Here is a 24082-nt window from a genome sequence, read left to right on the forward strand (position 1 = left end):
TTCAAAGGGGTGACCTCGATCGAGGTCAGGAGATGCCGAGCTCATTGCTGATGAAGTCGAAGACGTCGTCGTCCGAGGCCGAGGCGAACTTCTCCGCCGCTGAGGTATCGGTGACGGTTTCGTCCGTCGCACCGCTGCACAGTTGGAGCAGTGCCTTCAGCCGGAGCGAGATCTCGCCACGGGCGGACTCCTCGGATTCCGGGACGAGCTCGGTCAGCTCGGAGGCGAGCCGGTCGAGGTCCCCGAGCACGGTGTCGAAGCGCTTGGGGCCACCGCCGAGCTTCAGTTCGCTCCGCAGGTGGTCGGCAAGGGTTCGCGGGGTGGGATGGTCGAAGGCGATCGTGGCCGCCAGTCGCAGTCCGGTCACCCGGTTGAGGCGCTTGCGGAGTTCGACGGAGGCCAGGGAGTCGAAGCCGAGGTCCTTGAAGGCCCGATCGGCCGTGATCGCATCGGAGTTGGGATGGCTGAGTACGTCTGCGACCTGTGCGCTCACGAGGTTGAGCACCTTGCGGTCCTGCTCGGCGGACGTGAGGCCGGCCAGTTCGGCGCGGAGCGCCCCGCTCGGTTCCGCATCGGTGACGGCGCCTTGGGCGTCCATCGCCTGCAGGGTGCTGTGGGCTTCGGGAATCCCGGTGATCAGTGGTGCCGGCCGGCCCGTCGCGAGCCTGGGAGCGAACCGCTTCCAGTCGACGTCCGCCACGATGAGGTAGTCCTCGTCCCGCTCCAGGGCCTCGCCCAGGAGGGTCACCGCGTCATCCGGCGCCATCGGAAGGATGCCGCCGTGCTGGAGTCGCTCCTCGCCCACGCCCGCGGCCAGACCGCCGTCGGACCATGCGCCCCAGGCGATGGAGGTGCCGGGGAGTCCGAGCCCGCGACGCTGCTCCACCAACGCGTCCAAGAACGCATTGGCCGCGGCATAGTTACCCTGCCCAGCGCCACCCACAGCCCCCGCCATCGACGAGAACATCACGAACAACGACAGGTCCAAACCCCGCGTCAATTCATCCAAGTGCCGCGCAGCATCCGCCTTGGACCGCAAAACGAAAGCCAACCGCTCCGGCGTCAACGACTCGATCACACCGTCATCAAGAACACCGGCCGTATGCACCACACCCGACAACGGCGGCAACTCACCCGACACCGACCGCTCACCCAACGAGGCGAGCAACCCGGCCACCTCACCATGATCACCCACATCACACGCAACCACCGAGACCCCAACACCCAAATCCGTCAGCTCACCACCAAGAACATCAACTCCCGGCGCCAAAGGCCCACGACGCGACGCAAGCACCACATGCTCCACCCCACGCCCAGCCAACCAACGCGCCACATGCCCACCCAACGCACCCGTACCACCCGTGACCAGAACCGTCCCACCACCCGACCAACCACCCGACGACCCCGACACCCGCCCCGCACGCACCACACGCCGCACACGAACCCCAGAAGCCCGCACCGCGACCTGATCCTCACCATCCACACCCGACAACACCCCACACAAACGCTCCACCACACGCCCATCCAGGACCACAGGCAGATCCACCAGACCACCCCACAACTCCGGATGCTCCAACGCCACCACCCGCCCCAAACCCCACACCTGCGCCTGCACCGGAGCCGAAACCCGCTCACCCGCCCCCACCGCACCACGCGTCACACACCACAAACGCCCCTCGACCCCAGCACCCACCAACACCTGCACCAAAGCCAACGAACCCGCCAGACCACCACCCACCCCACCCGACGACGACCCGTCCAACGCCAACAACGACAACACACCGGTGAGCCGGCCGTCGCAGAAGCGCACGGCCTCGGAGAGCGACCGGGCCATTTCCGCCCGGTCGACGCCGGCCGTGTCCCACTGCATCGTCCTCACACGGGCGCCGCGCCGGGTCAGCTCCTCCACCACGGGCGTCACCAGCTCGGCTGCCTCGTCCCCGATTGCGGGCACCACCAGCAGCCAGTCCCCCGAGGTACGCGACGGCAACTCCTTCGACAGCGGCTGCCAATCGGCCCGGTACTGCCAGCCGTCCAGCCGGGATCGCTCGCGTCGCTGCTGCCGCCACGACGACAGCGCGGGCAACACGGCGCTCAAGGGCTCGTCGGTGGACACCTCCAGCGCAGATGCCAATGCCGTCAGGTCCCCGCCCTCGACCGCCTCCCAGAAGGCGGCCTCCGCCTGGTCCACGACCACCTCAGCAGCTGCCGGGGCGTCGAGCCAGTAGCGACGCCGCTGGAACGCGTACGTCGGCAGCTCGACGCGCGACGCACCCGTCCCCTCGAACGCCCGCGCCCAGTCCACGTCAACGCCCTGGACCCACACCTCGGCAAGCGAGGCGTAGAAGCGGTCCAGACCGCCCTCATTGCGGCGCAGCGTGCCCGCCACGATGGCGGATTCGGCCTGGTCCTGCACGCTCATCGTCAGCACGGGGTGCGCACTGACCTCGATGAAGGTGCCGTGCCCCTGCGCGACCAGGTCCTCGATCGCACCCTGGAAACGGACCGTCTGACGCAGGTTCCGATACCAATACCCGGCATCGAGCGTCGTCGTGTCCAGCCAGTCACCGTTCACCGTGGAGAAGAACGGCACCCGCGCAGCCACCGGCCGCACTTGCGCCAACACCTCCGCGAGCTCACCCTCGATCCGCTCCACGTGGGAGGTGTGCGAGGCGTAATCCACCGCAACCCGGCGGGCCCGAACACCCTCCGCATCACAGTCGGCGAGAAGCTCGTCCAACGCTTCCGGCTCACCGGCCACGACGGTGGAGGTCGGACCGTTCAGGGCCGCGACCTCCAGCCGACCCGCCCAACGCACCAGACGGGACTCGACCTCCGCCAGCGGCAACGCCACCGACATCATCCCGCCGAACCCGGCCAGGCTTCCCGCGATCGCCTGCGACCGCAGGGCCACCACGCAAGCACCATCCTGCAACGACAGCCCGCCCGCGACACAAGCCGCGGCGATCTCACCCTGCGAATGACCCACCACCGCAGACGGCTTCACACCGAACGACTGCCACAACTCCGCGAGAGAGACCATCACCGCCCACGAAATCGGCTGGACCACATCCACCCGCTCAAGCGACGGCGCGCCCTCGACCTGGCGCACCACATCGAGCAGATCCCAGTCCACGAACTCCGCCAACGCCCGACCACACTCGGCCATCCGCCCGGCGAACACCGGCGAGGAATCCAGCAGATCCACCGCCATCCCAGCCCACTGCGAACCCTGACCCGGGAACACGAACACCACCCGGCCACCGGACCCTGAAACCACACCCTCCACCAGACCCGAAGCCGGCAGGCCCCGAGTCAACGCGCCGAGGTCGAAGTTGAGTTCAGCGAGGGAACGACCGATCACCACGGCGCGCTCCTCGAACGCGTTCCGTCCGGATGCCAACGACGAGCCCACGGCCACCGGCGACAGACCCGCACCGCCGGACTCGACGAGCGCCGACAAGCGCGCCGCCTGGCCGCGCAGCGCCTCGACACCACGGCCGGACACCACCCACGGCACCGCCATCGGCGCCACCGGCGCCACCCGTTCGGCAACCTCAACCTCTGGAGCCTGCTCAAGGATGACGTGGGCGTTCGTACCGCTCACACCGAACGACGACACACCCGCACGACGGACCCGGTCAACAGCACCGGGCACCCACTCGCGGGATTCAGTCAGCAGCTCGACCGCACCCGCCGACCAATCCACCTTCGACGAGGGCTCACCCACATGCAGGGTCTGCGGCAGCACGCCGTTGCGCATCGCCTGCACCATCTTGATCACACCGGCCACACCCGCAGCAGCCTGCGTATGACCGATGTTCGACTTCAACGACCCCAGATACAGCGGCCGTTCAGCCGGACGGTCCTGGCCGTAGGTGGCCAGCAGCGCCTGCGCCTCGATCGGGTCACCCAACGTCGTACCCGTACCGTGCGCCTCCACCACGTCCACATCAGCCGCGGACACACCCGCACTCGCGAGGGCCGCCCGGATCACCCGCTGCTGCGAAGGACCGTTCGGCGCCGTCAGACCGTTGCTCGCACCGTCCTGATTCACCGCAGAGCCGCGGATCACGGCCAGCACCGGGTGCCCGTTGCGCCGGGCATCCGACAGCCGCTCCAGCAGCAGCATTCCCGCACCCTCGGCCCAAGCGGCACCGTCGGCCGTGTCCGAGAAGGACTTGCAGCGCCCGTCCGTCGCCAGCCCGCGCTGCCGGCTGAACTCCACGAAGACCGATGGCGTGGACATCACGGTCACGCCGCCCGCCAAGGCGAGCGTGCACTCACCGTTGCGCAGCGACTGCACCGCCAGGTGCAGCGCCACCAGCGACGACGAGCATGCCGTGTCCACCGTCACCGCGGGGCCCTCAAGGCCCAACGTGTAGGCGACACGACCCGAGGCGACGCTGCCGGCGCTGCCCGCGCCGAGGGTGCCCTCGAACCCTTCGGGGGCGACCCGGATCCGCGAGCCGTAGTCGTTGTACATCACGCCGGCGAAGACGCCCGCCCGGCTGCCCCGCACGGAGCCCGGGGCGATCCCCGCCCGCTCGAAGGCCTCCCACGAGGTCTCCAGGAGCAGCCGCTGCTGCGGGTCCATGGCGAGGGCCTCGCGCGGCGAGATCCCGAAGAACCCCGGGTCGAACTCCGCTGCGGAGTGCAGGAAGCCGCCCTCACGGACGTAGCTCGTGCCCTGGTGGTCCGGGTCGGGGTCGTACAGGTTCTCCAGGTCCCAGCCGCGGTCCATCGGGAACGGCGTGATCGCGTCCGTACGCGCCATGACCAGGTCCCACAGCTCGTCGGGCGTCGCGACGTCACCGGGGAATCGGCAGCTCATCGCGACGACGGCTATCGGGTCGTCATCCGCGGCGACCCCCGAGGAGGTAACAGCACTCACATATGAGGGAGTTGATGTTCCGTCCGTTACTTCCGCCAGTTCGGCGAGCAGATGGCGCACCAGAACAGCCGACGTGGGGTGGTCGAAGACCAGCGTGGCCGGGAGTCGCAGCCCGGTCGCCGCGTTCAGCCGGTTCCGGAGTTCGACGGCCATCAGCGAATCGAATCCGAGCTCCTTGAACGGGCGGTCCTGCGCCACCGCGTCCGACGGGCCCCGTCCCAGCACGGTCGAGACGTGCCCGTGCACGAGTTCTGCGAGCACGCGCTCTCGCTCGTCCTCCGGGAGCCCCGACAACCGCCGGGCCAAGCCGGTGGCGGCCTCGCCGGCCTCCGCGGCCCGGCGTCGGCGCACCGGTCCCCGGGCCAGATCACGCAGCACCGGAGGCACGGGGGCGTCCGCGGCGCGCAACGCGGCCACGTCGAAGCGCACGGGCAACAGCAGCGGCTCGCCGGTCACCACCGCGGCGTCGAAGAGCGCGAGTCCGTCCTCCGAGGACAGGGCGACCAGGCCGGAGCGTGCGATGCGGGCGAGGTCCGTCTCGGCGAGCCGGCCCGTCATCGCACTGCGCTGTCCCCAGAAGCCCCACGCCAGCGACGTGCCAGGCAGCCCTTCGGCATGCCGTACGGCGGCCAACGCATCCAAGTAGGCGTTCGCAGCGGCGTAGTTGGCCTGCCCCGCGGTTCCCAGCACACCTGACGCCGAGGAGAACAGGACGAAGGCCGACAGGCCCATGCCGCGCGTCAGCTCGTGCAGGTTCCACGCCGCGTCGGCCTTCGGCTCCCATACGCGGTCGACCCGCTCGGGAGTCAGCGCGGGGACCAGTCCGTCATCGAGCACACCTGCCGCGTGCACGACCGCGGTCAGCGGATGCTCGGACGGGATCCGGTCCAGCAGGTCGGCCAGGGCGATACGGTCCGCCACGTCACACGCGGCCACGGAGACGTCCGCCCCCAGCCCGGACAGGTCGGCCACCAGGTCCGCCACGCCCGGAGCCGCATCGCCGCGGCGGCTGACGAGCAGCAGGTGCCGGACACCGTGTTCCGCGACGAGGTGCCGGGCGACCAGACCACCGAGGGTTCCGGTGGCACCGGTGAGAAGGACCGTTCCGTCCGACGCGCCCCACCACGGGGCTTCGTCTTCGAGGGCTTCCCGCGCGGGCAGCGAGGCCGGCACGAGGCGGGGCGCGTACCCCGCCCCGCGGCGCACGGCGACCTGCGGCTCGTCAGCGGCGAGCACCTGCTCCAGGACGTCGCCGAAGAGCTCCTCCCCGTCCGTGTCCGTGTCCGTGTCCGCGTCCACGAGCACGAACCGGCCCGGGTTCTCCGTCTGCGCCACGCGCAGCAGGCCCCACACCGCGGCGGTCGCCGGGTCGGGTGCGATGTCGTCGGGCCCGGTGGTGACCGCGCCACGCATGACCAGGACCAACCGGGAGACCGCGAACCGCTCGTCCGCGAGCCACGCCTGCGTCAGCGCCAGCGCGTGGTGCAGGGCGGTGCGGGCCGAGCCGGCCGAAGCGCCGGCTTCGCCGGCCGGGGCTCCGAGACGTGCCACGACGGTGTCGGGCACCGCGGCGCCCGCTCCCACCGCCTCGGCCAGCAGGGCGAAGTCTCCGTACGACGCACTCGTCCCGGACGCGGCAGCACCGATGAAGACCCATCCTGCGCGGCTCCCGGCCCCGGCGCCGGCCGGCACCCCCTGCTGCACCGGGGTCCACTGGACCCGGTACAACGCGTCGCGCTGCGCGCTCTGCGCGGCGGCGAGCTGCTGGGGGTCGACGGACCGGGTGAGCAGCGAATCGACCGATGCCACCGGGTGGCCGGCGCCGTCGGCCACCGCCACGGTCACGGCGCCCGTGTCGGCGCCGGCGCCCGCAGGCGCCAGACGGACGCGGAGGGCGGACGCGCCGGCCGCGTACAGCGACACACCGCGCCACTCGAACGGCAGCCGTGCCAGGCCGTCGGGGAAGAATCCGCCCAGTCGCAGACCGTGCAACGCCGCGTCCAGCAGCGCCGGATGCAGTCGGAACCGACCGGCGTCCCCTTGTGCCTCCTCCGGGAGCGCGACCTCGGCGAACACCTCGGTCCCGCGCCGCCACGCCGCCCGTACGCCCCGGAACACCGGGCCGTATCCGTGCCCGGCCTCGGCCAGGTCGTCGTACAGCGTCGCGGTGTCCACCGGGACGGCACCGGCCGGGGGCCAGGTCGCCAGATCCACCGAGGGCTGCGAACCGCCCGCCGCCAGGACACCGGTGGCGTGGCAGGTCCACGTCTCCTCGAAGGACGCCGAATCGCCGCGCGAGTACACGCTCACCGCACGTCGTCCGGACCCGTCCGGCTCCGCGACGGTCACCCGCAGGTGTAGGCCACCGCTCTCCGGGAGGGTGAGCGGGGCTTCGAGCGTCAGCTCCTCCACGACCCCGCAACCGACCTCGTCGCCCGCCCGGACGGCGAGCTCCAGGAAGCCCGTCCCCGGCAGCAGCACGGTGGAACCGACCGCGTGATCGGCGAGCCACGGGTGCGTGCGCAGCGACAGCCGACCGGTGAAGACGGCTCCCTCGGAATGGGGAAGGTCCATCGCCGCTCCGAGCATGGGGTGCTCCGTCGACAGCAGGCCGACCGATCCCATGTCACCGCGGGCTCCGGCCGGGGCGTCGAGCCAGTAGCGACGCCGCTGGAACGCATACGTCGGCAACTCGACCCGCGACGCACCCGTCCCTTCGAACGCCCGCGCCCAATCCACCTCCACACCCTGAACCCACATCTCGGCGAGCGACGCGTAGAAGCGGTCCAGGCCGCCCTCACCACGGCGCAACGTGCCCACCGCAACAGCGGACTCCGCCTGGTCCTGCACGCTCATCGTCAGCACCGGATGCGCACTGACCTCGATGAACGCCTCGAAACCCTGCTCACCCAACGCCTCCACAGCCGACTGGAAGCGAACCGTCTGACGCAGGTTCCGATACCAATACCCGGCATCGAGCGTCGTCGTGTCCAGCCAGTCACCGTTCACCGTGGAGAAGAACGGCACCCGCGCAGCCATGGGCCGCACTTGCGCCAGCACCTCCGCGAGCTCGCCCTCGATCCGCTCCACGTGGGAGGTGTGCGAGGCGTAATCCACCGCAACCCGGCGGGCCCGCACGCCTTCCGCTTCGCACTCGGCGAGGAGCTCGTCCAACGCCTCCGGCTCACCGGCCACGACGGTGGAGGTGGGGCCGTTCAGGGCCGCGACCTCAAACCGACCCGCCCAACGCACCAGACGGGACTCGACCTCCACCAGCGGCAACGCCACCGACATCATCCCGCCGAACCCGGCCAGGCTTCCCGCAATGGCCTGCGACCGCAGCGCCACCACACGAGCACCATCCTGCAACGACAACCCGCCCGCCACACAAGCCGCAGCGATCTCACCCTGCGAATGACCCACCACAGCGGACGGCTTCACACCGAAGGACTGCCACAACTCCGCGAGAGAGACCATCACCGCCCACGAAACCGGCTGGACCACATCCACCCGCTCCAACGACGGCGCGCCCTCAACCTGGCGCACCACATCGAGCAGATCCCAGTCCACGAACTCCGCCAACGCCCGACCGCACTCGGCCATCCGCCCGGCGAACACCGGCGAGGAATCCAGCAGATCCACCGCCATCCCAGCCCACTGCGATCCCTGACCCGGGAACACGAACACCACCCGGTCACGACCAGCAGCGACGGAGCCCTCGACCAGACCGGAGCTCGGCAGGCCGCCGGCCAGCGCGCCCAAGCCCTCGATCAGGCCCTCGCGGCCGGGGGCCACCACGACAGCGCGGTCTTCCAGCGCGGCCCGGCCCGATATCAGCGTCCGCCCCACATCGACCGGCGACAGCCCGTCGTCGCCCTCGACGCACGACAGCAGACGCGCCGCCTGCCCCCGCAACGCGTCGTCCCCGCGCCCGGAGACCACCCACGGCACCGCCACCGGCACGACCAGCTCCACCGGCTCGCCCGGCTCCACCGCAGCCGCGGGTTCCGGCGCCTGCTCAAGGATGACGTGGGCGTTCGTACCGCTCACGCCGAACGACGACACGCCCGCACGACGCGGACGCTCCTCGTCCCGCGACCACTCCCGCGACTCCGTCAGCAGCTCTACCGCACCCGCCGACCAATCCACCTTCGACGACGGCTCACCCACATGCAGGGTCTGCGGCAGCACGCCGTTGCGCATCGCCTGCACCATCTTGATCACACCACCCACACCGGCCGCGGCCTGCGAGTGACCGATGTTCGACTTCAACGAGCCGAGATACAGGGGCCGTTCGGCCGGACGGTCCTGGCCGTAGGTGGCCAGCAGCGCCTGCGCCTCGATCGGGTCGCCCAACGTCGTACCCGTACCGTGCGCCTCCACCACGTCCACGTCCACCGCGGACACACCCGCATTCGCGAGGGCCGCCCGGATGACACGCTGCTGCGAAGGACCGTTCGGCGCCGTCAGACCGTTGCTCGCACCGTCCTGATTCACCGCAGAGCCACGGATCACGGCCAGCACAGGGTGACCGTTGCGCCGGGCGTCAGACAACCGCTCCAGCAACAGCATGCCGACGCCTTCGCCCCAACCGGTGCCGTCCGCGCCGTCGGAGAAGGACTTGCAGCGGCCGTCGACGGCCAGCCCGCGCTGCCGGCTGAACTCCACGAACACCGACGGCGTGGACAGCACCGTCACGCCACCCGCGAGCGCGAGCGTGCACTCACCGCTCCGCAGGGCCTGCACCGCCAGGTGCAGCGCGACCAGCGACGACGAACACGCCGTGTCCACCGTCACCGCGGGGCCCTCGAGGCCCAACGTGTACGCGACCCGGCCCGAAGCGATGCTGCCGGCACTGCCGTTGATGAGGTAGCCCTCGAACTCGTCGGCGGTGCCGCCGTAGATGCGCGCCGCGCCGTAGTCGTCGTACATCACTCCCGCGAACACGCCCGCCCGGCTTCCGCGCACCGACACCGGGTCGATCCCGGCCCGTTCGAGGACCTCCCAGGAGGTTTCGAGGAGCAGTCGCTGCTGCGGGTCGATGGTCATGGCTTCGCGGGGGCTGATGCCGAAGAACGCCGGGTCGAACTGGTCCGCGTCGCGGAGGAAGCCGCCCTCGCGGGTGTAGGACGTGCCCTTGTGCTCGGGGTCCGGGTCGTACAGGCCGTCGAGGTCCCAGCCGCGGTTGTCCGGGAATCCGGTCACGGCGTCGCCGCCGGCGGCCACGAGGTCCCAGAGGTCACCGGGCGACTCCACGCCGCCCGGGTAGCGGCAGCTCATCGCGGTGATCGCGATGGGTTCGGTGCTCTCCTCCTCCATCTGCTGCAGTCGCTGCCGGGCCTGGTGCAGATCCCCTGTGACGCGCTTCAGGTAGGTCCGAAGCTTTTCCTCGTTCGACATCCCCGTCGTCCCTCTCAGTGTTTCAAGATTTGATGCCGCGCCGGAAGTTGACCCGAGCGGCCCAGCAACGCCGGAGCTCACATCTGTTCGTCGATGAAGCTGAACAGGTCGTCGTCGCTCGCCGAGTCGAGTTGATCGGCCACGGACGCGGCGGAAGGCTCCGACGTCACCGCGGTGGCGTGGCTTCCACCACCCGTCGTGCCGGCGCCGCACCGCGCCAGCAGGTCCTGCAATCGGGACTGGATGCGCCCTCGGAACGGATCGTCTTCGGTCAGCGCCGTCAGTACGGATTCCAGCTCGTCGAGTTCTCGGAGTCCGAGTTCGGCCGGCGTCATCGCGTCGGGCGGGCTGAGCTCTGCCGTCAAGTAGGAAGCCAGAGCTCCCGGGTTCGGGTAGTCGAAGATCAGGGTCGCGGGCAACCGCAGCCCGGTGGCTCCGTTCAGCAGGTTGCGCAGTTCGACCGCCGTCAGCGAATCGAAGCCGAGGTCCTTGAAGTGCCGTCCCGCCTCGACCCCGGCCGGTGTGGCATGGCCGAGGGCCGAGGCCGCGTGGGTCCGTACCAGGTCGAGGAGTACGCGTCGCCGCTCGTCCTCACCGAGCTCCGCGAGCCGCTGCTTCAAGCCGTCCGCGCCTCCCGCTGCCGCCCCGGCACCCGTCCTCGGAACCGCACCGAAAGCTGAACCGGCACCGGAGGCGGCGCGGCCGTCGCCGTTCGCGGCCGACCCGGACACGCCGGGCCGGCGCACCAGGTCCCGCAGGACCGCCGGAACCAACTGCCCCTGCGCGCCTGCGCGCAGTGCGGCCATGTCCAGTCGCATCGGCAGGACCACCGGGTCGCTCGCCCCCGCGACCGCGTCGAACAGCGCCAACCCCCGTTCGGAGTCGAGCGCGCCGATGCCCATGCGGGCCAGGCGCTGGACGGCGCCCTCGCCGAGCCGCTCCGTCATGCCGCTCCGCTCCGCCCACAGGCCCCAGGCGAGTGCCTGGGCCGGCTGGTCGAGCGTGTGGCGGTGGTGGGCCAGGGCGTCGAGGAACACGTTGGCCGCGGCGTAGACGCCTTGGCCGGCCGTGCCCAGCGTGCCCGCCGCGCCGGAGAACAGGACGAACGCGGACAGGTCCATGCCCTGCGTCAGCTCGTGCAGGTGGAGGGCCGCGTCGACCTTGGGCCGCAGCACCCGCTCGATCTGCGCCGGGGTGATGGTCGTGATGACCCCGTCGTCCAGCACCCCGGCCGCGTGCACGACCGCCGTGAGCGGATGCTCGGCGGGAATCGCGGCGAGCACGTCTGCGAGCGCCTCGCGGTCGGCGACGTCGCAGGCGGCGAACGTCACCGCCGCGCCCCGGGCTGTCAGGTCCGCCCGGAGTTCGGCGGCGCCGTCGGCCGCGAGGCCGCGACGGCTGAGCAACAGGAGCTGCCGTACGCCGTGTTCGGAGACCAGGTGCCGTGCGAACATCGCCCCGAGCGCACCGGTGGCTCCGGTGATCAGGACGGTGCCCAGCGGATCGAGGGCGAGGCCCCCGTTCCCGGCACCCCGTGCCCCCTGGGCCGGGGACTGCTGTGCCGGCGACGGGGTCATCCGGGCCACTCGCGGGAGCAGCACTTCGCCGTCACGCACCGCCAACTGCGGCTCGTCGGTCGTCAGCGCACCCGGCAGGGCCAGGTAGGACGCTTCGGCGTCGTCGAAGTCGACGAGGACGAAGCGGCCGGGATTCTCCGCCTGTGCCGACCGGACCAGACCCCACAGCGGGGCGTTCGTCAGGTCAGGACGCTCGCCCGGGCGCGCCACGACGGCGTGCCGGGTGAGGAGGACCAGTCGGGTCTCCGAGAAGCGGTCGTCCGCCAGCAGCCCCCGCATGGCCGTCAGGGTGTCGGCCACGGCCGTACGCACGTCCGCCGCCGTCCGCTCGCCGTCCGCTGCGGTGCCGCGTGCGGTGCCGTGACCGGCGCCGTGCCCGCTGACGCAGGCGAGCAGCACCACGTCCGGCACGGTCGCCGTACCCGCCTCGACCGCCTCGACCAGCGAGGCGAGGTCGGCGTGGGCCTTGAGACCCGCGTACGGGCCACTTGCTTCCCCGAGCTCGACGCACAGCTTGAACTCGTCGGGGCCGACCAGGGCGACCGCCCCGCTCGTCCCGGTCCCGCTCGTCCCGGTCCCGTTCGCCGTCGTCGGGGTCCGTCGCGACGGTGCCCACTCCACGCGGAACAGGTCCTCGCCGCGCCGGCCGGCATCGAGCCGACCCGGCTCGGCCGGTCGCAGGACCAGTGAGTCGATTCCCGCCACGGGCTGACCCGTGTGGTCGGCCACCGTCACCGAGACGGCGTCACCGCCCGCCGGGGCCAGCGCCACACGCACCCTCGACGCGCCGACGGCGCGCACGGACACTCCGCGCCACGCGAACGGCAGCCGTACCGTGGTCCGGTCGGGGTAGAAGTCGCCGAGCCGGAGCCCGTGCAGTGCCGCGTCCAGCAGCGCCGGGTGCAGCGCCGTGGCGGCCGCCTCGGCCTGCTGCTCCTCGGGCAGTGCGGCTTCGACGAAGACCTCGTCGCCGCGTCGCCATGCCGCCCGTACGCCCCGGAACACCGGGCCGTAGTCGTAGCCGGTGTCGGCGAAGTCCTCGTACAGGTCGTCCGTCGCGACGGCCAGCGCACCCTCCGGAGGCCATACCGTCAGGTCGTGCGCGGGAGGCGTCCGCCCCTCGGCCACGACGAGCACACCGGTCGCGTGGCGCGTCCACTCCTCGCCGAATTCGGAGTCGTCCGTCCGCGAGTGAATGGTCACGTCGCGTCGGCCGGAGTCGTCCGGACCGCCGACCTCGACCCGCAGGCGGATGCCCCCCGTCTCCGGAAGGACCAGCGGCGTCTGGAGGGTCAGCTCTTCGACGGTGTCGCATCCGACCTGGTCACCGGCGGCCACGGCCAGCTCCACGAAGCCGGTTCCCGGCAGCAGCACGGTGTCCGAGACGGCGTGGTCCGCCAGCCAGGGATGCGTGCGCAGCGACAACCGACCCGCGAACACGACCGCGCCCGAGTCCGGCAGCTCGACGGCCACACCCAGCAAGGGGTGCGCGGTCGGCTCCATCCCGAGGACCGAGACCGAGTCGGACGTGCCGGCTCCCGTCTCCAGCCAGTATCGCTGGCGTTGGAAGGCGTACGTCGGCAGGTCCACCCGGGACGCACCCGTCCCCTCGAACGCCCGGGCCCAGTCGACCGCGACGCCGTGCGTCCACGCACGCGCCACACCGGCAACGAACGAACGCTCTTCATCGCGACCCGCACGCAGCACCGGAACGAACACACCGTCCGACACGCACTGCGCACCCATCGCGCTCAACACACCATCAGGACCCAACTCCACGAACACCGAGACGCCTTGGCCCGCGAGGGCCTCGACACCGTCCGCGAAACGAACCGCACCCCGCACGTGCCGAACCCAGTACTCCGGCGCACACAACTCCTCCGCCGACGCCACCGCACCCGTCACGTTCGACACCACCGGAATCACCGGCGCGCCATACGTCAAACCCGCCGCGACCTCGCGGAACTCCTCCAACATCGCGTCCATCAGCGGCGAATGGAACGCGTGCGAGACCACCAGCCGCTTCGTCTTACCACCCCGGGCCTTCAGGACCGCCGCCACCTCCAGCACGGCATCCTCGTCACCGGACAGCACCACCGCCGAAGGACCGTTCACCGCGGCGATCGACACGCGATCCGCGCAATCGACCAGCAGCTCCGCAACCTCCGCCTCCGAAGCCTGCACCGCCACCATCGCGCCACCCGCAGGCAACGCCTGCATCAGACGCCCACGCGCAGCCACCAGCCGCGCCGCGTCCACCAACGACCACACCCCCGCCACACACGCGGCAACCAGCTCACCGATCGAGTGACCGCCCACGAACTCGGGCCGCACACCCCACGACTCGATCAGCCGGAACAGCGACCACTCCACAGCGAACAAGCCCGCCTGGGTGAACACCGTCTCGTCCAGCGCACCCTCAGCGCCACCCTCACCGAAGACGACCTCACGCACCCCACCCACCACATGACCGGACAACTCCCGGTCCAACACGGCACACACCTCGTCGAACGCCCCCGCGAACACCGGGAAACGCTCGTACAACTCCCGCCCCATACCAACCCGCTGCGAACCCTGACCCGAGAACAACACGGCCAGTTGGCCTTCACCGACGACGCCACCCGGACCCTCGACGAGACCAGGCGCCGACTCGCCCCGTGCCAGGGCGCTCAGGGCGTCCGTCAGCTCGTCGGACGAAGCGGCCGTCACCACGGCGCGGTTCTCGAACTCCGACCGCCCCGAAGCCAGCGACCAGCCCACGTCCACCGGTGACAGCTCCGCGTCACCCTCGACCCGGGACACCAACCGCGCGGCCTGCGCGCGCAGTCCGTCGACGCCGCGGCCGGAGACCACCCACGGCACCACGGCCGGAGCCACGGGCTCCGATTCCTCGGCCGCCTCCTGGCCCTGCGGCGCCTGCTCAAGGATGACGTGGGCGTTCGTACCGCTCACACCGAACGACGACACGCCCGCACGACGCGGACGCCCCTCGTCCTGCGCCCACTCGCGCGCCTGCGTCAGCAGCTCCACCGCGCCCGCCGACCAATCCACCTTCGACGACGGCTCACCCACGTGCAGCGTCCGCGGCAGCACCCCGTTCTGCATGGAGACGAGCATCTTCATCACGCCGACCACGCCTGCGGCGGCCTGCGTGTGCCCGATGTTGGACTTCAGCGAGCCGAGCCACAGCGGCCGATCGGCCGGACGGTCCTGCCCGTAGGTGGCCAGCAGCGCCTCGGCCTCGATCGGGTCGCCCAGCGACGTGCCCGTGCCGTGCGCCTCCACGACGTCCACATCGGCCGTCGACAGCCCCGCACTGGCCAGCGCGGCGCGGATCACCCGCTGCTGGGACAGCCCGTTGGGCGCGGTGAGACCGTTGCTCGCGCCGTCCTGGTTCACCGCCGAGCCGCGCAGCAGTCCGAGGACCGGGTGCCCGTTGCGCCGCGCGTCCGACAGCCGCTCCAGGAGGAGCAGGCCGGCGCCCTCGGCCCACGAGGTGCCGTCGGCCGCGTCGGAGAACGCCTTGGAGCGTCCGTCCGCCGCCAGCCCGCGCTGTCGGCTGAACTCGATGAACATGCCGGGCGCGGGCATGATCGTCACGCCGCCCGCGAGGGCCAGGGTGCACTCGCCCGAGCGCAGCGCCTGCGCTGCCAGGTGCATGGCCACCAGGGACGAGGAGCAGGCCGTGTCCACGGTCACCGCGGGGCCCTGGAGGCCCAGGGTGTAGGAGATGCGGCCCGAGATGACGCTGGAGGACTTGCCCGTGAGGAGGTACCCCTCCACCGATTCCGGGGCTTCGTGCAGTCGCGCGCCGTAGTCCTGGTAGGTCATGCCGGCGAAGACGCCGGTCATGCTGCCCTTCAGGCGTGCGGGGTCGATCCCGGCCCGCTCGAAGGTCTCCCAGGCCGTTTCCAGCAGCAGTCGCTGCTGCGGGTCCATGGCCAGGGCCTCGCGCGGCGAGATCCCGAAGAACGCCGGGTCGAATGCGGCGGCTTCGTGGAGGAAGCCGCCCTCCCGCGCGTAGCTCCGTCCCGGCCGGTCCGGGTCGGGGTCGTAGAGGTTGTCCAGGTCCCAGCCGCGGTCCGTCGGGAAGCCGGAGACGACGTCCCGTCCTTCGTCGAGGAGCTGCCAGAGCTGCTCCGGTGTGTGTACGTCCCCCGGCAGGCGGCAACCCATCGCGACGATCGCGATCGGGTCGTCATCGTCGGCCGCGGTGAGCTGCGGTGCGGCAAGGGGGGCGGCAAGGGGCGCCGCGAGCGACTCGGAGGCCGCGTCCTCGTGTGTCCCCACGAGTTCCGCGCGCAGGTGGCGGGCCATGAGCGTGACCGTGGGGTGGTCGAAGACCGCCCCGGTGGCCAGCCGTAGCCCCGTGGCCGCGTTCAGGCGGTTGCGCAGTTCCATGACCCGCATGGAGTCGAAGCCGAGTTCCTTGAAGGCGCGTCCCGTCGCGATCGCGTCGACGCCGGAGTGACCGAGCACCGCCGCCGCGTGCGTGCGCACCAGCTCGGCGAGCATCCGCTCCTGTTCGCCGGGGGCGAGCCCGGCGAGCTGCCGGGCCAGATCCCTTTCGGGCAGGTCGGTGTCCGGTGTGGTGTCGCCCGCGGTCGTGCCGGCGGCCGTGCGGGCCACCTCGGGGATCTCGTCGAAGAGCCGGTTGCGCCGGGTCGCGGAGAACTGCGCGACGAAGCGGTCCCATTCGACGTCGGCGAAGGCGAGGAACGGCGTGTCGTGCCCGGCCGCGTCGGCGAGGGCCGTCACGGCGCTCTCCGGTGCCATGGCGACCAGTCCGCGCCGGCTCATCCGCTCGTCGGTCTCGGCGTCGGCCATGCCGCCGCCGCTCCACGTGCCCCATGCGAGGGACAGCGCGGGCAGCCCGTCGACGTGCCGTTCGTGGGCGAGTGCGTCGAGGGTGGCGTTGGCCGCCGCGTAGGCGGCCTGGCCGCCGTTGCCCCATACGCCGATGACGGAGGAGAAGAGGACGAAGGCGTCGAGGTCCAGGGACCGCGTCAGTTCGTCCAGGTGCCGTGCGCCGTCCACCTTCGAGCGCAGTACGTGCGCCAGGTGTTCCGGCGTCAGCGTCTCGATCACACCGTCGGCGAGGACGCCCGCGGTGTGCACGACACCGGCCAGGGGCGGCAGTTCACCGTTCGCCGACCGCTCGCCCAACGAGGCGAGCAGCCCGGCCACCGCATCGCGGTCGGCCACGTCACACGCGACCACCGAGACCCCGACACCCGCATCCGTCAGCTCGGCCCCGAGGACGTCGGCCCCCGGCGCCAGCGGCCCACGCCGCGAGGCGAGCACCACGTGCTCCGCCCCACGAGCGGCGAGCCAGCGGGCGACGTGCCCGCCCAGAGCGCCCGTACCGCCCGTGACCAGGACCGTCCCCCGCGGGGACCAACCGTCCGCCGCCCCGGAGGGACGAGCGGCACGCACCACACGGCGCACCCGGACCCCGGAGGCCCGCACCGCGACCTGGTCCTCGCCGTCCGCCGCGGACAGCACGCCGCACAGGCGCTCCACCACGCGACCGTCCAGGACCTGCGGCAGATCGACCAGACCGCCCCACGACTGCGGGTGCTCCAGTGCCACGACCCGGCCCAGACCCCACACCTGCGCCTGGGACGTACCGCTGAGCCGCTCCGTGCGCGTCACGGCCACCGCTCCGCGCGTCGCGCACCAGAGCCGGGCCTCGACGCCGGCACCGGCGAGGGCCTGTACGAGGGCCAGGGTCCCGGCGACTCCGGCCGACACTCCCCCGTGGGTCGGGTGCGGCGACTCGTCCAACGCCAGGAAGGACAACACGCCGGCGACCGGCTCCGCGGCGCCCTCCACGATCTCGAACACCGACCGGGTCAGACCGGCCCGGTCCGTGTCGGCGGGCACCGTGAGCCGCAGGGTGCGTACGCCCCGCGCCGCGAGCCCGCCCAGTACGGCCGTCAGCCACGCGTCGTCGGCGGGACCGGCCGGCACCACGAGGAGCCAGGTCCCGGTCAGCACGGGATTCGATGCGGAATTCGATGCGCGATTCGATCCGCTGGACAGCGGCTTCCAGGCGACGTCGTACCGTCGGCCGTCGAGCTCCGACTGCTGCCGCCGGCCCTTGCGCCAGGCGGAGAGCGCGGGCAGGACGGCGCTGAAGGGCTGCTCCCCGGACACGTCGAGCGTGCTGAGGAGCGCGGACAGGTCCTCGCTCTCCACGGCCTCCCAGAACCGCGCGTCGACCTCGTCGACCGACCCGGCGACGGCCGCCTCCGCACGACGTGCGGCTGCCGCCGGGGCCTCCAGCCAGTAGCGACGCCGCTGGAACGCGTACGTCGGCAGGTCCACCCGGGACGCACCCGTCCCCTCGAAGGCCCGCGCCCAGTCCACGTCCACACCGTGGACCCAGACCTCGGCGAGCGAGGTGAGGAAGCGTTCGGGGCCACCCTCGTCGCGGCGCAACGAACCGACCACACAGGTCTGTTCGGCGCCACGGGACTCCGCCGTGTCCTGGACCCCGACGGCCAGCACGGGGTGCGGCGACACCTCGACGAAGACGGTGTTCCCCGCCTCGACGAGAGCGCCCACCGTGTCTTCGAAGCGCACGGTCTGGCGCAGGTTGCGGTACCAGTACCCGGCATCCGCCTCCGCGGTGTCCATCGCCCCGCCGGTCACGGTGGAGTAGAACGGCACGCGCGACGACACGGGAGAGGTCCCGCCCAGCACCTGCGCGAGCTCGTCCTCGATCAGTTCCACGTACGAGGAGTGGGAGGCGTAGTCCACGGCGATGCGCCGGGCCCGTACGCCGTCCGCCTCACAGGTGGCGAGCAACTCGTCCAGTGCGTCGGGCTCGCCGGCCACGACGACCGAGGTCGGCCCGTTGACCGTGGCGATCGACAGCCGCCCGTTCCACCCCGCTATGCGCTCCGCCACCTGCTGCGCGGTCAGCGCCACGGACATCATCCCGCCGTGCCCGGCCAGGCTCCCGGCGATGACCTGCGACCGCAGCGCCACCACCCGGGCGCCGTCCCGCAAGGACAGTCCGCCCGCGACGCAGGCCGCGGCGATCTCGCCCTGCGAGTGTCCGACCACTGCGGTGGGCTCCACACCGTACGAACGCCAGAGCGCCGCCAGTGACACCATCATCGCCCACAGCACCGGCTGGACCACGTCCACGCGCTCCGGCGTCGGCGCACCGGGGGCCCCGCGGACCACGTCCTCCAGGTCCCAGTCCACGAACTCGGCCAGGGCCGCGCCGCACTCCGCCATCGCCTCGGCGAACACCGGCGCGGCGTCCAGCAGTTCCACCGCCATGCCCGCCCACTGCGAACCCTGGCCGGGGAACACGAACACCACTCGGCGGCCGGAGGCAGCCGTCACGCCGTCCACCGGTCCGACCACCACGCCGGACGACTCCTCACCACGGGCCAACTGGCCCAGGCGTGCGCAGAGTTCATCGCGGTCGCCGCCGGTCACCACAGCGCGGTTCTCGAACCGCGCCCGTCCGGAGACGAGCGAGAGGCCCGCGTCCGCCGGGGACAGGTCGGCGTCGTTCACCATGTGTGACAGCAACCGCGCCGCCTGTCCGCGCACGGCCTCGGCGCCGCGTCCGGAGAGGACCCACGGCACCGCGGTCGCCGCCACGGCCGCCGCAGCAACCGGCTCGACCGACGCTTCGGCCGACACGTCGGCCGCGTCGAGGACGGGTTCGGCGTCCGGGGCCCGCTCCAGGATGAGGTGGGCGTTGGTGCCGCTGATACCGAAGGACGACACGCCCGCCCGGGCCGGGCGGCCTTCGGCCACCGGCCAGTCACGGGCCTCCGTCAGGAGTTCGACCGCGCCGGTCGACCAGTCCACCTTCGTCGACGGTTCACCCGCGTGCAGCGTGCGGGGCAGGACCCCGTGGCGCAGGGCCTGCACCATCTTGATCACGCCGGCCACACCGGCGGCGGCCTGCGCGTGACCGATGTTGGACTTCAACGAGCCGAGATACAGGGGCCGTTCGGCCGGACGGTCCTGGCCGTAGGTGGCCAGCAGCGCCTGCGCCTCGATCGGGTCGCCCAACGTCGTACCCGTACCGTGCGCCTCCACCACGTCCACGTCCGCCGCGGACACACCCGCATTCGCGAGGGCCGCCCGGATCACCCGCTGCTGCGAAGGACCGTTCGGAGCCGTCAGACCGTTGCTCGCACCGTCCTGATTCACCGCAGAGCCACGGATCACGGCCAGTACGGGGTGACCGTTGCGCCGGGCGTCGGACAACCGCTCCAGCAGAAGCATGCCCGCGCCCTCGGCCCACGAGGTGCCGTCGGCCGCGTCGGAGAACGCCTTCGAGCGCCCGTCCGTCGCCAGCCCGCGCTGCCGGCTGAACTCCACGAACATGCCGGGCGTGGCCATCACCGTCACGCCACCGGCCAGGGCCAGCGAGCACTCGCCCGAGCGCAGGGCCTGGGTGGCTTGGTGCAGCGCCACGAGGGACGACGAGCAGGCCGTGTCCACGGTCACCGCCGGGCCTTCGAGGCCCAGGAAGTAGGCGAGCCGTCCGGAGATCACGCTCGCCGCCTTGCCCGTCAGCAGGTAGCCGTCGAGCCCGTCCGTCGCCTCGTGCAGCAGAGCGCCGTAGTCCTGGGCCATCGCTCCGGCGAAGACGCCGGCCTGGCTTCCGCGTACGGAGGCGGGGTCGATGCCCGCCCGCTCGAAGGCCTCCCAGGCCGTCTCCAGCAGCAAGCGCTGCTGGGGGTCCATGGCGAGGGCCTCGCGCGGCGAGATCCCGAAGAACCCCGGGTCGAATTCGGCGGCGTCGTGGAGGAAGCCGCCCTCCCGGACGTACGACGTCCCGGAGCGGCTCGGGTCCGCGTCGTAGAGCACGTCGAGGTCCCAGCCCCGGTCGACGGGGAAGGCGGAGATCCCGTCCCGGCCTTCCGAGACCAGGTCCCACAGCTCCTCGGGGGACGTCACGCCTCCCGGCAGCCGACAGCCCATGCCGACGATGGCGATCGGATCGGCCGACAGGTCCGGCGCGGATCCGACGTCCTGCGTCGTCCGTGCATCCGTCAGCTCGCCGTCCAGGTGGCGCACCAGTGCACTGGGCGTCGGGTAGTCGTAGATCAGCGAGGCGGGCAACCGCAATCCGGTCGTCTCGATCAGTCGGTCCCGCAGTTCCACCGCGGTGAGGGAGTCGAAGCCCAGGTCCTTGAAGGTGCGGGTCACATCGACCGCGTCGGCCGATCGGTACTCCAGGACCGTCGCGACCTGCATCCGTACGATCTCTTCGAACGACTGACGTCGCTCGGGCTGCTGCGCCGTCGCCGGGAGCTGCCGCGGGGACGGCGACTCGCCGACCCCGGTCCCGGGCTCGACCTCGACCTCGGTCTCGGCCTCGTCGACCGGCCGCTCGACTCCACCGAGCCAGTAGCGCTGGCGTTGGAAGGCGTACGTCGGCAGGTCCACCCGAGACGCACCCGTCCCCTCGAACGCCCGCGTCCAGTCGACCGCGACACCATGCGTCCACGCACGCGCCACACCAGCGACGAACGAACGCTCCTCACCGCGACCCGCACGCAGCACAGGGACGAACACACCGTCCGACACGCACTGCGCACCCATCGCGCTCAACACACCATCAGGACCCAACTCCACGAACACCGAGACGCCTTGGCCGGCGAGGGCCTCGACACCGTCCGCGAAACGAACCGCGCCGCGCACGTGGCGAACCCAGTACTCCGGCGCACACAACTCCTCCGCCGACGCCACCGCACCCGTCACATTCGACACCACCGGAATCACCGGCGCGCCATACGTCAAACCCGCCGCGACCTCCCGGAACTCCTCCAACATCGCGTCCATCAGCGGCGAATGGAACGCGTGCGAGACCACCAGCCGCTTCGTCTTGCGACCCTGCGCCTTGAGCGCCGCCGCCACCTCGATCACGGCATCCTCGTCACCGGACAGCACCATCGCCGAAGGACCGTTCACCGCGGCGATCGACACCCGCGAGCCGTAGTCGGCCAGCAGCTCGACCACGTCGGCCTCGGCAGCCTGCACCGCCACCATCGCGCCACCCGAAGGCAACGCCTGCATCAGACGCCCACGCGCAGCCACCAGGCGGGCCGCGTCCTCCAGCGACCACACACCCGCCACACACGCCGCGACCAGCTCACCGATCGAGTGACCGCCCACGAACTCGGGCCGCACACCCCACGACTCGATCAGCCGGAACAGCGACCACTCCACAGCGAACAAGCCCGCCTGGGTGAACACCGTCTCGTCCAGCGCACCCTCAGCGCCACCCTCACCGAAGACGACCTCACGCACCCCACCCACCACATGACCGGACAACTCCCGGTCCAACACGGCACAGACCTCGTCGAAGGCTGCCGCGAACACCGGGAAACGCTCGTACAACTCCCGCCCCATACCAACCCGCTGCGAACCCTGACCCGAGAACAACACGGCCACCCGACCGCCACCCGCCACAGCACCCGGACCCATCACCACACCCGGGACCGACTCACCCCGCGCGAGACCGCGCAGCGCATCCGTCAAGTCCTCGCTGGAGGCGCCCGTGACGACGGCGCGGTTCTCGAACTCAGCCCGCCCCGAAGCCAGCGACCAGCCCACGTCCACCGGCGACAGATCAGGGTCCGCTTCAAACCGTGACAACAATCGCGCAGCCTGCCCACGCAATCCGTCAACTCCACGCCCGGAAATCGCCCACGGCACCACTGCGGGAGCCACAATCACCGGCGTCACCGAAGGATCGGTATCGATCTCCGGAGCCTGTTCGAGAATCACGTGCGCGTTCGTTCCGCCCATACCGAATGAGGAAACACCGGCCAGAAGTGGGGCGCGCTCGTCGGGCCAGGGTTCCAGTTCTTTCTGCACGCGCAGTCGAAGCGAATCGAGGGGAATACCGGCGGGTGCTTCAGTGAAATTCAGACTGGCGGGTATGAGCCTGTTCTTGATCGAGAGAACGGTCTTGATCAGTCCGGCAATACCGGCCGCGCCTTCGAGGTGGCCGAGATTGGTCTTCACCGACCCGACCCGAAGGGAATCGCCCTCAGCACGACCCGCGCCCATGGCCGCGCCCAGCGCGGTCGCCTCGACCTGGTCGCCCAGCCGGGTTCCGGTGCCGTGGAGCTCGACATACTGAATTTCGGCGGGGTTCACGTCGGCCCGGCGGCACGCCAGGGAAATGACTTCTTCCTGCGCTTCGCGGCTCGGGGCGGTAAGTCCTTCTCCCCCGCCGTCGTTGTTCACGGCGCTGCCACGAATGACGCTGAGGACCCGGTCGCCGTCGGCGAGGGCGCGCGACAGCTTCTTGAGGACGACGAGACCGCCGCCCTCGCCCCGCACGTATCCGTTGGCCCGCGCGTCGAAAGTCCGGCATTCCCCGTCGGGAGAGAGGCCGCCGAAATTCTCGGAGCGCGCGAAGCTCTCCGGGGCGAGGATCAGGTTCACGCCGCCGGCCAGGGCCAGGGAGCACTCACCCGTCCGCAGGGCCTGCGCCGCCTGGTGTACGGCCACCAGCGAGGAGGACTGCCCGGAGTCCACGGTCAAACTCGGTCCGCGCAGGCCCAGTACGTAGGAGACCCGGTTGGCGATGACGCTCCGGGCCAGCCCGGTCATGGCGTGCTGGCCGAGCGCCGAGGCTCCACGGCGGTGCGCCAGCATCGCGTAGTCGTCCCACATCGAGCCGACGAACACGCCCGCGGGCTCGCCCTTCAGCGCGAGGGGTGAGATTCCCGAGTCCTCCAGGGCCTCCCATGCCAGTTCCAGCACGAGGCGCTGCTGCGGGTCCATCGCAGCGGCCTCGCGCGGCGAAATCCCGAAGAGGCCGGGGTCGAATTCGTCAACATGGCTCAGGAAAGCGCCCCGGAGGCCCTGCTCTCCGTCTCCGGAACCCCCGCGACGGGTCAATTCCGAGTCGGCGCGCCCGTCGGGCACACCCGAAACCGCACCGTTCCCCTCGCTGAGGAGCTGCCATAAAGCTGCCGGGTTGGACGCGCCCGAGAAACGACAGGACAATCCAATAATGGCGACGTAATCATCCTGAAAGTTAGGCACGCTCGACAACACCGGAAAACCCCCTGCTCGACACATGAACTGGACATTCGCGCCCATCGCATCTTCTCCATCAGAGAAGATCCCGGCGCCTCAGTATCCGTCAGCGACCCCGTTAAGGCCTCGCCACTCTAACCCTGGCTCGCGACCCAACGTCAAGATCCTT

At 71.2% G+C, this 24082-nt stretch carries 2 protein-coding genes and 1 pseudogene; all 3 read right to left on the reverse strand.

From position 1 onward, the window contains the following. Positions 1-25: 25 nt before the first annotated feature. A complete protein-coding gene (locus ACIBEA_RS07400; RefSeq protein WP_399258847.1) occupies positions 26-10294 on the reverse strand; it encodes a type I polyketide synthase in 10269 nt (3422 codons plus the stop codon). A gap of 77 nt (positions 10295-10371) precedes the next feature. After that, positions 10372-21459 (reverse strand): type I polyketide synthase, encoded by an 11088-nt coding sequence (locus ACIBEA_RS07405; RefSeq protein ID WP_399259059.1) that lies wholly within the window; start codon positions 21457-21459, stop codon positions 10372-10374. After that, positions 21451-23976: pseudogene (locus ACIBEA_RS07410) on the reverse strand (type I polyketide synthase); the annotation flags it as partial. The pseudogene ACIBEA_RS07410 and the gene ACIBEA_RS07405, both read right to left, overlap by 9 nt. Positions 23977-24082 lie beyond the last annotated feature (106 nt).

It is taken from the genome of Streptomyces sp. NPDC051555 (assembly GCF_044454405.1).
Lineage (GTDB): Bacteria > Actinomycetota > Actinomycetes > Streptomycetales > Streptomycetaceae > Streptomyces.

Bases quoted from the DNA above. Each gene is read 5' to 3' on its own strand.
- ACIBEA_RS07400 (WP_399258847.1), bottom strand. From the start codon at position 10,294: ATGTCGAACGAGGAAAAGCTTCGGACCTACCTGAAGCGCGTCACAGGG.
- ACIBEA_RS07405 (WP_399259059.1), bottom strand. From the start codon at position 21,459: ATGGGTGCGCAGTGCGTGTCGGACGGTGTGTTCGTCCCTGTGCTGCGT.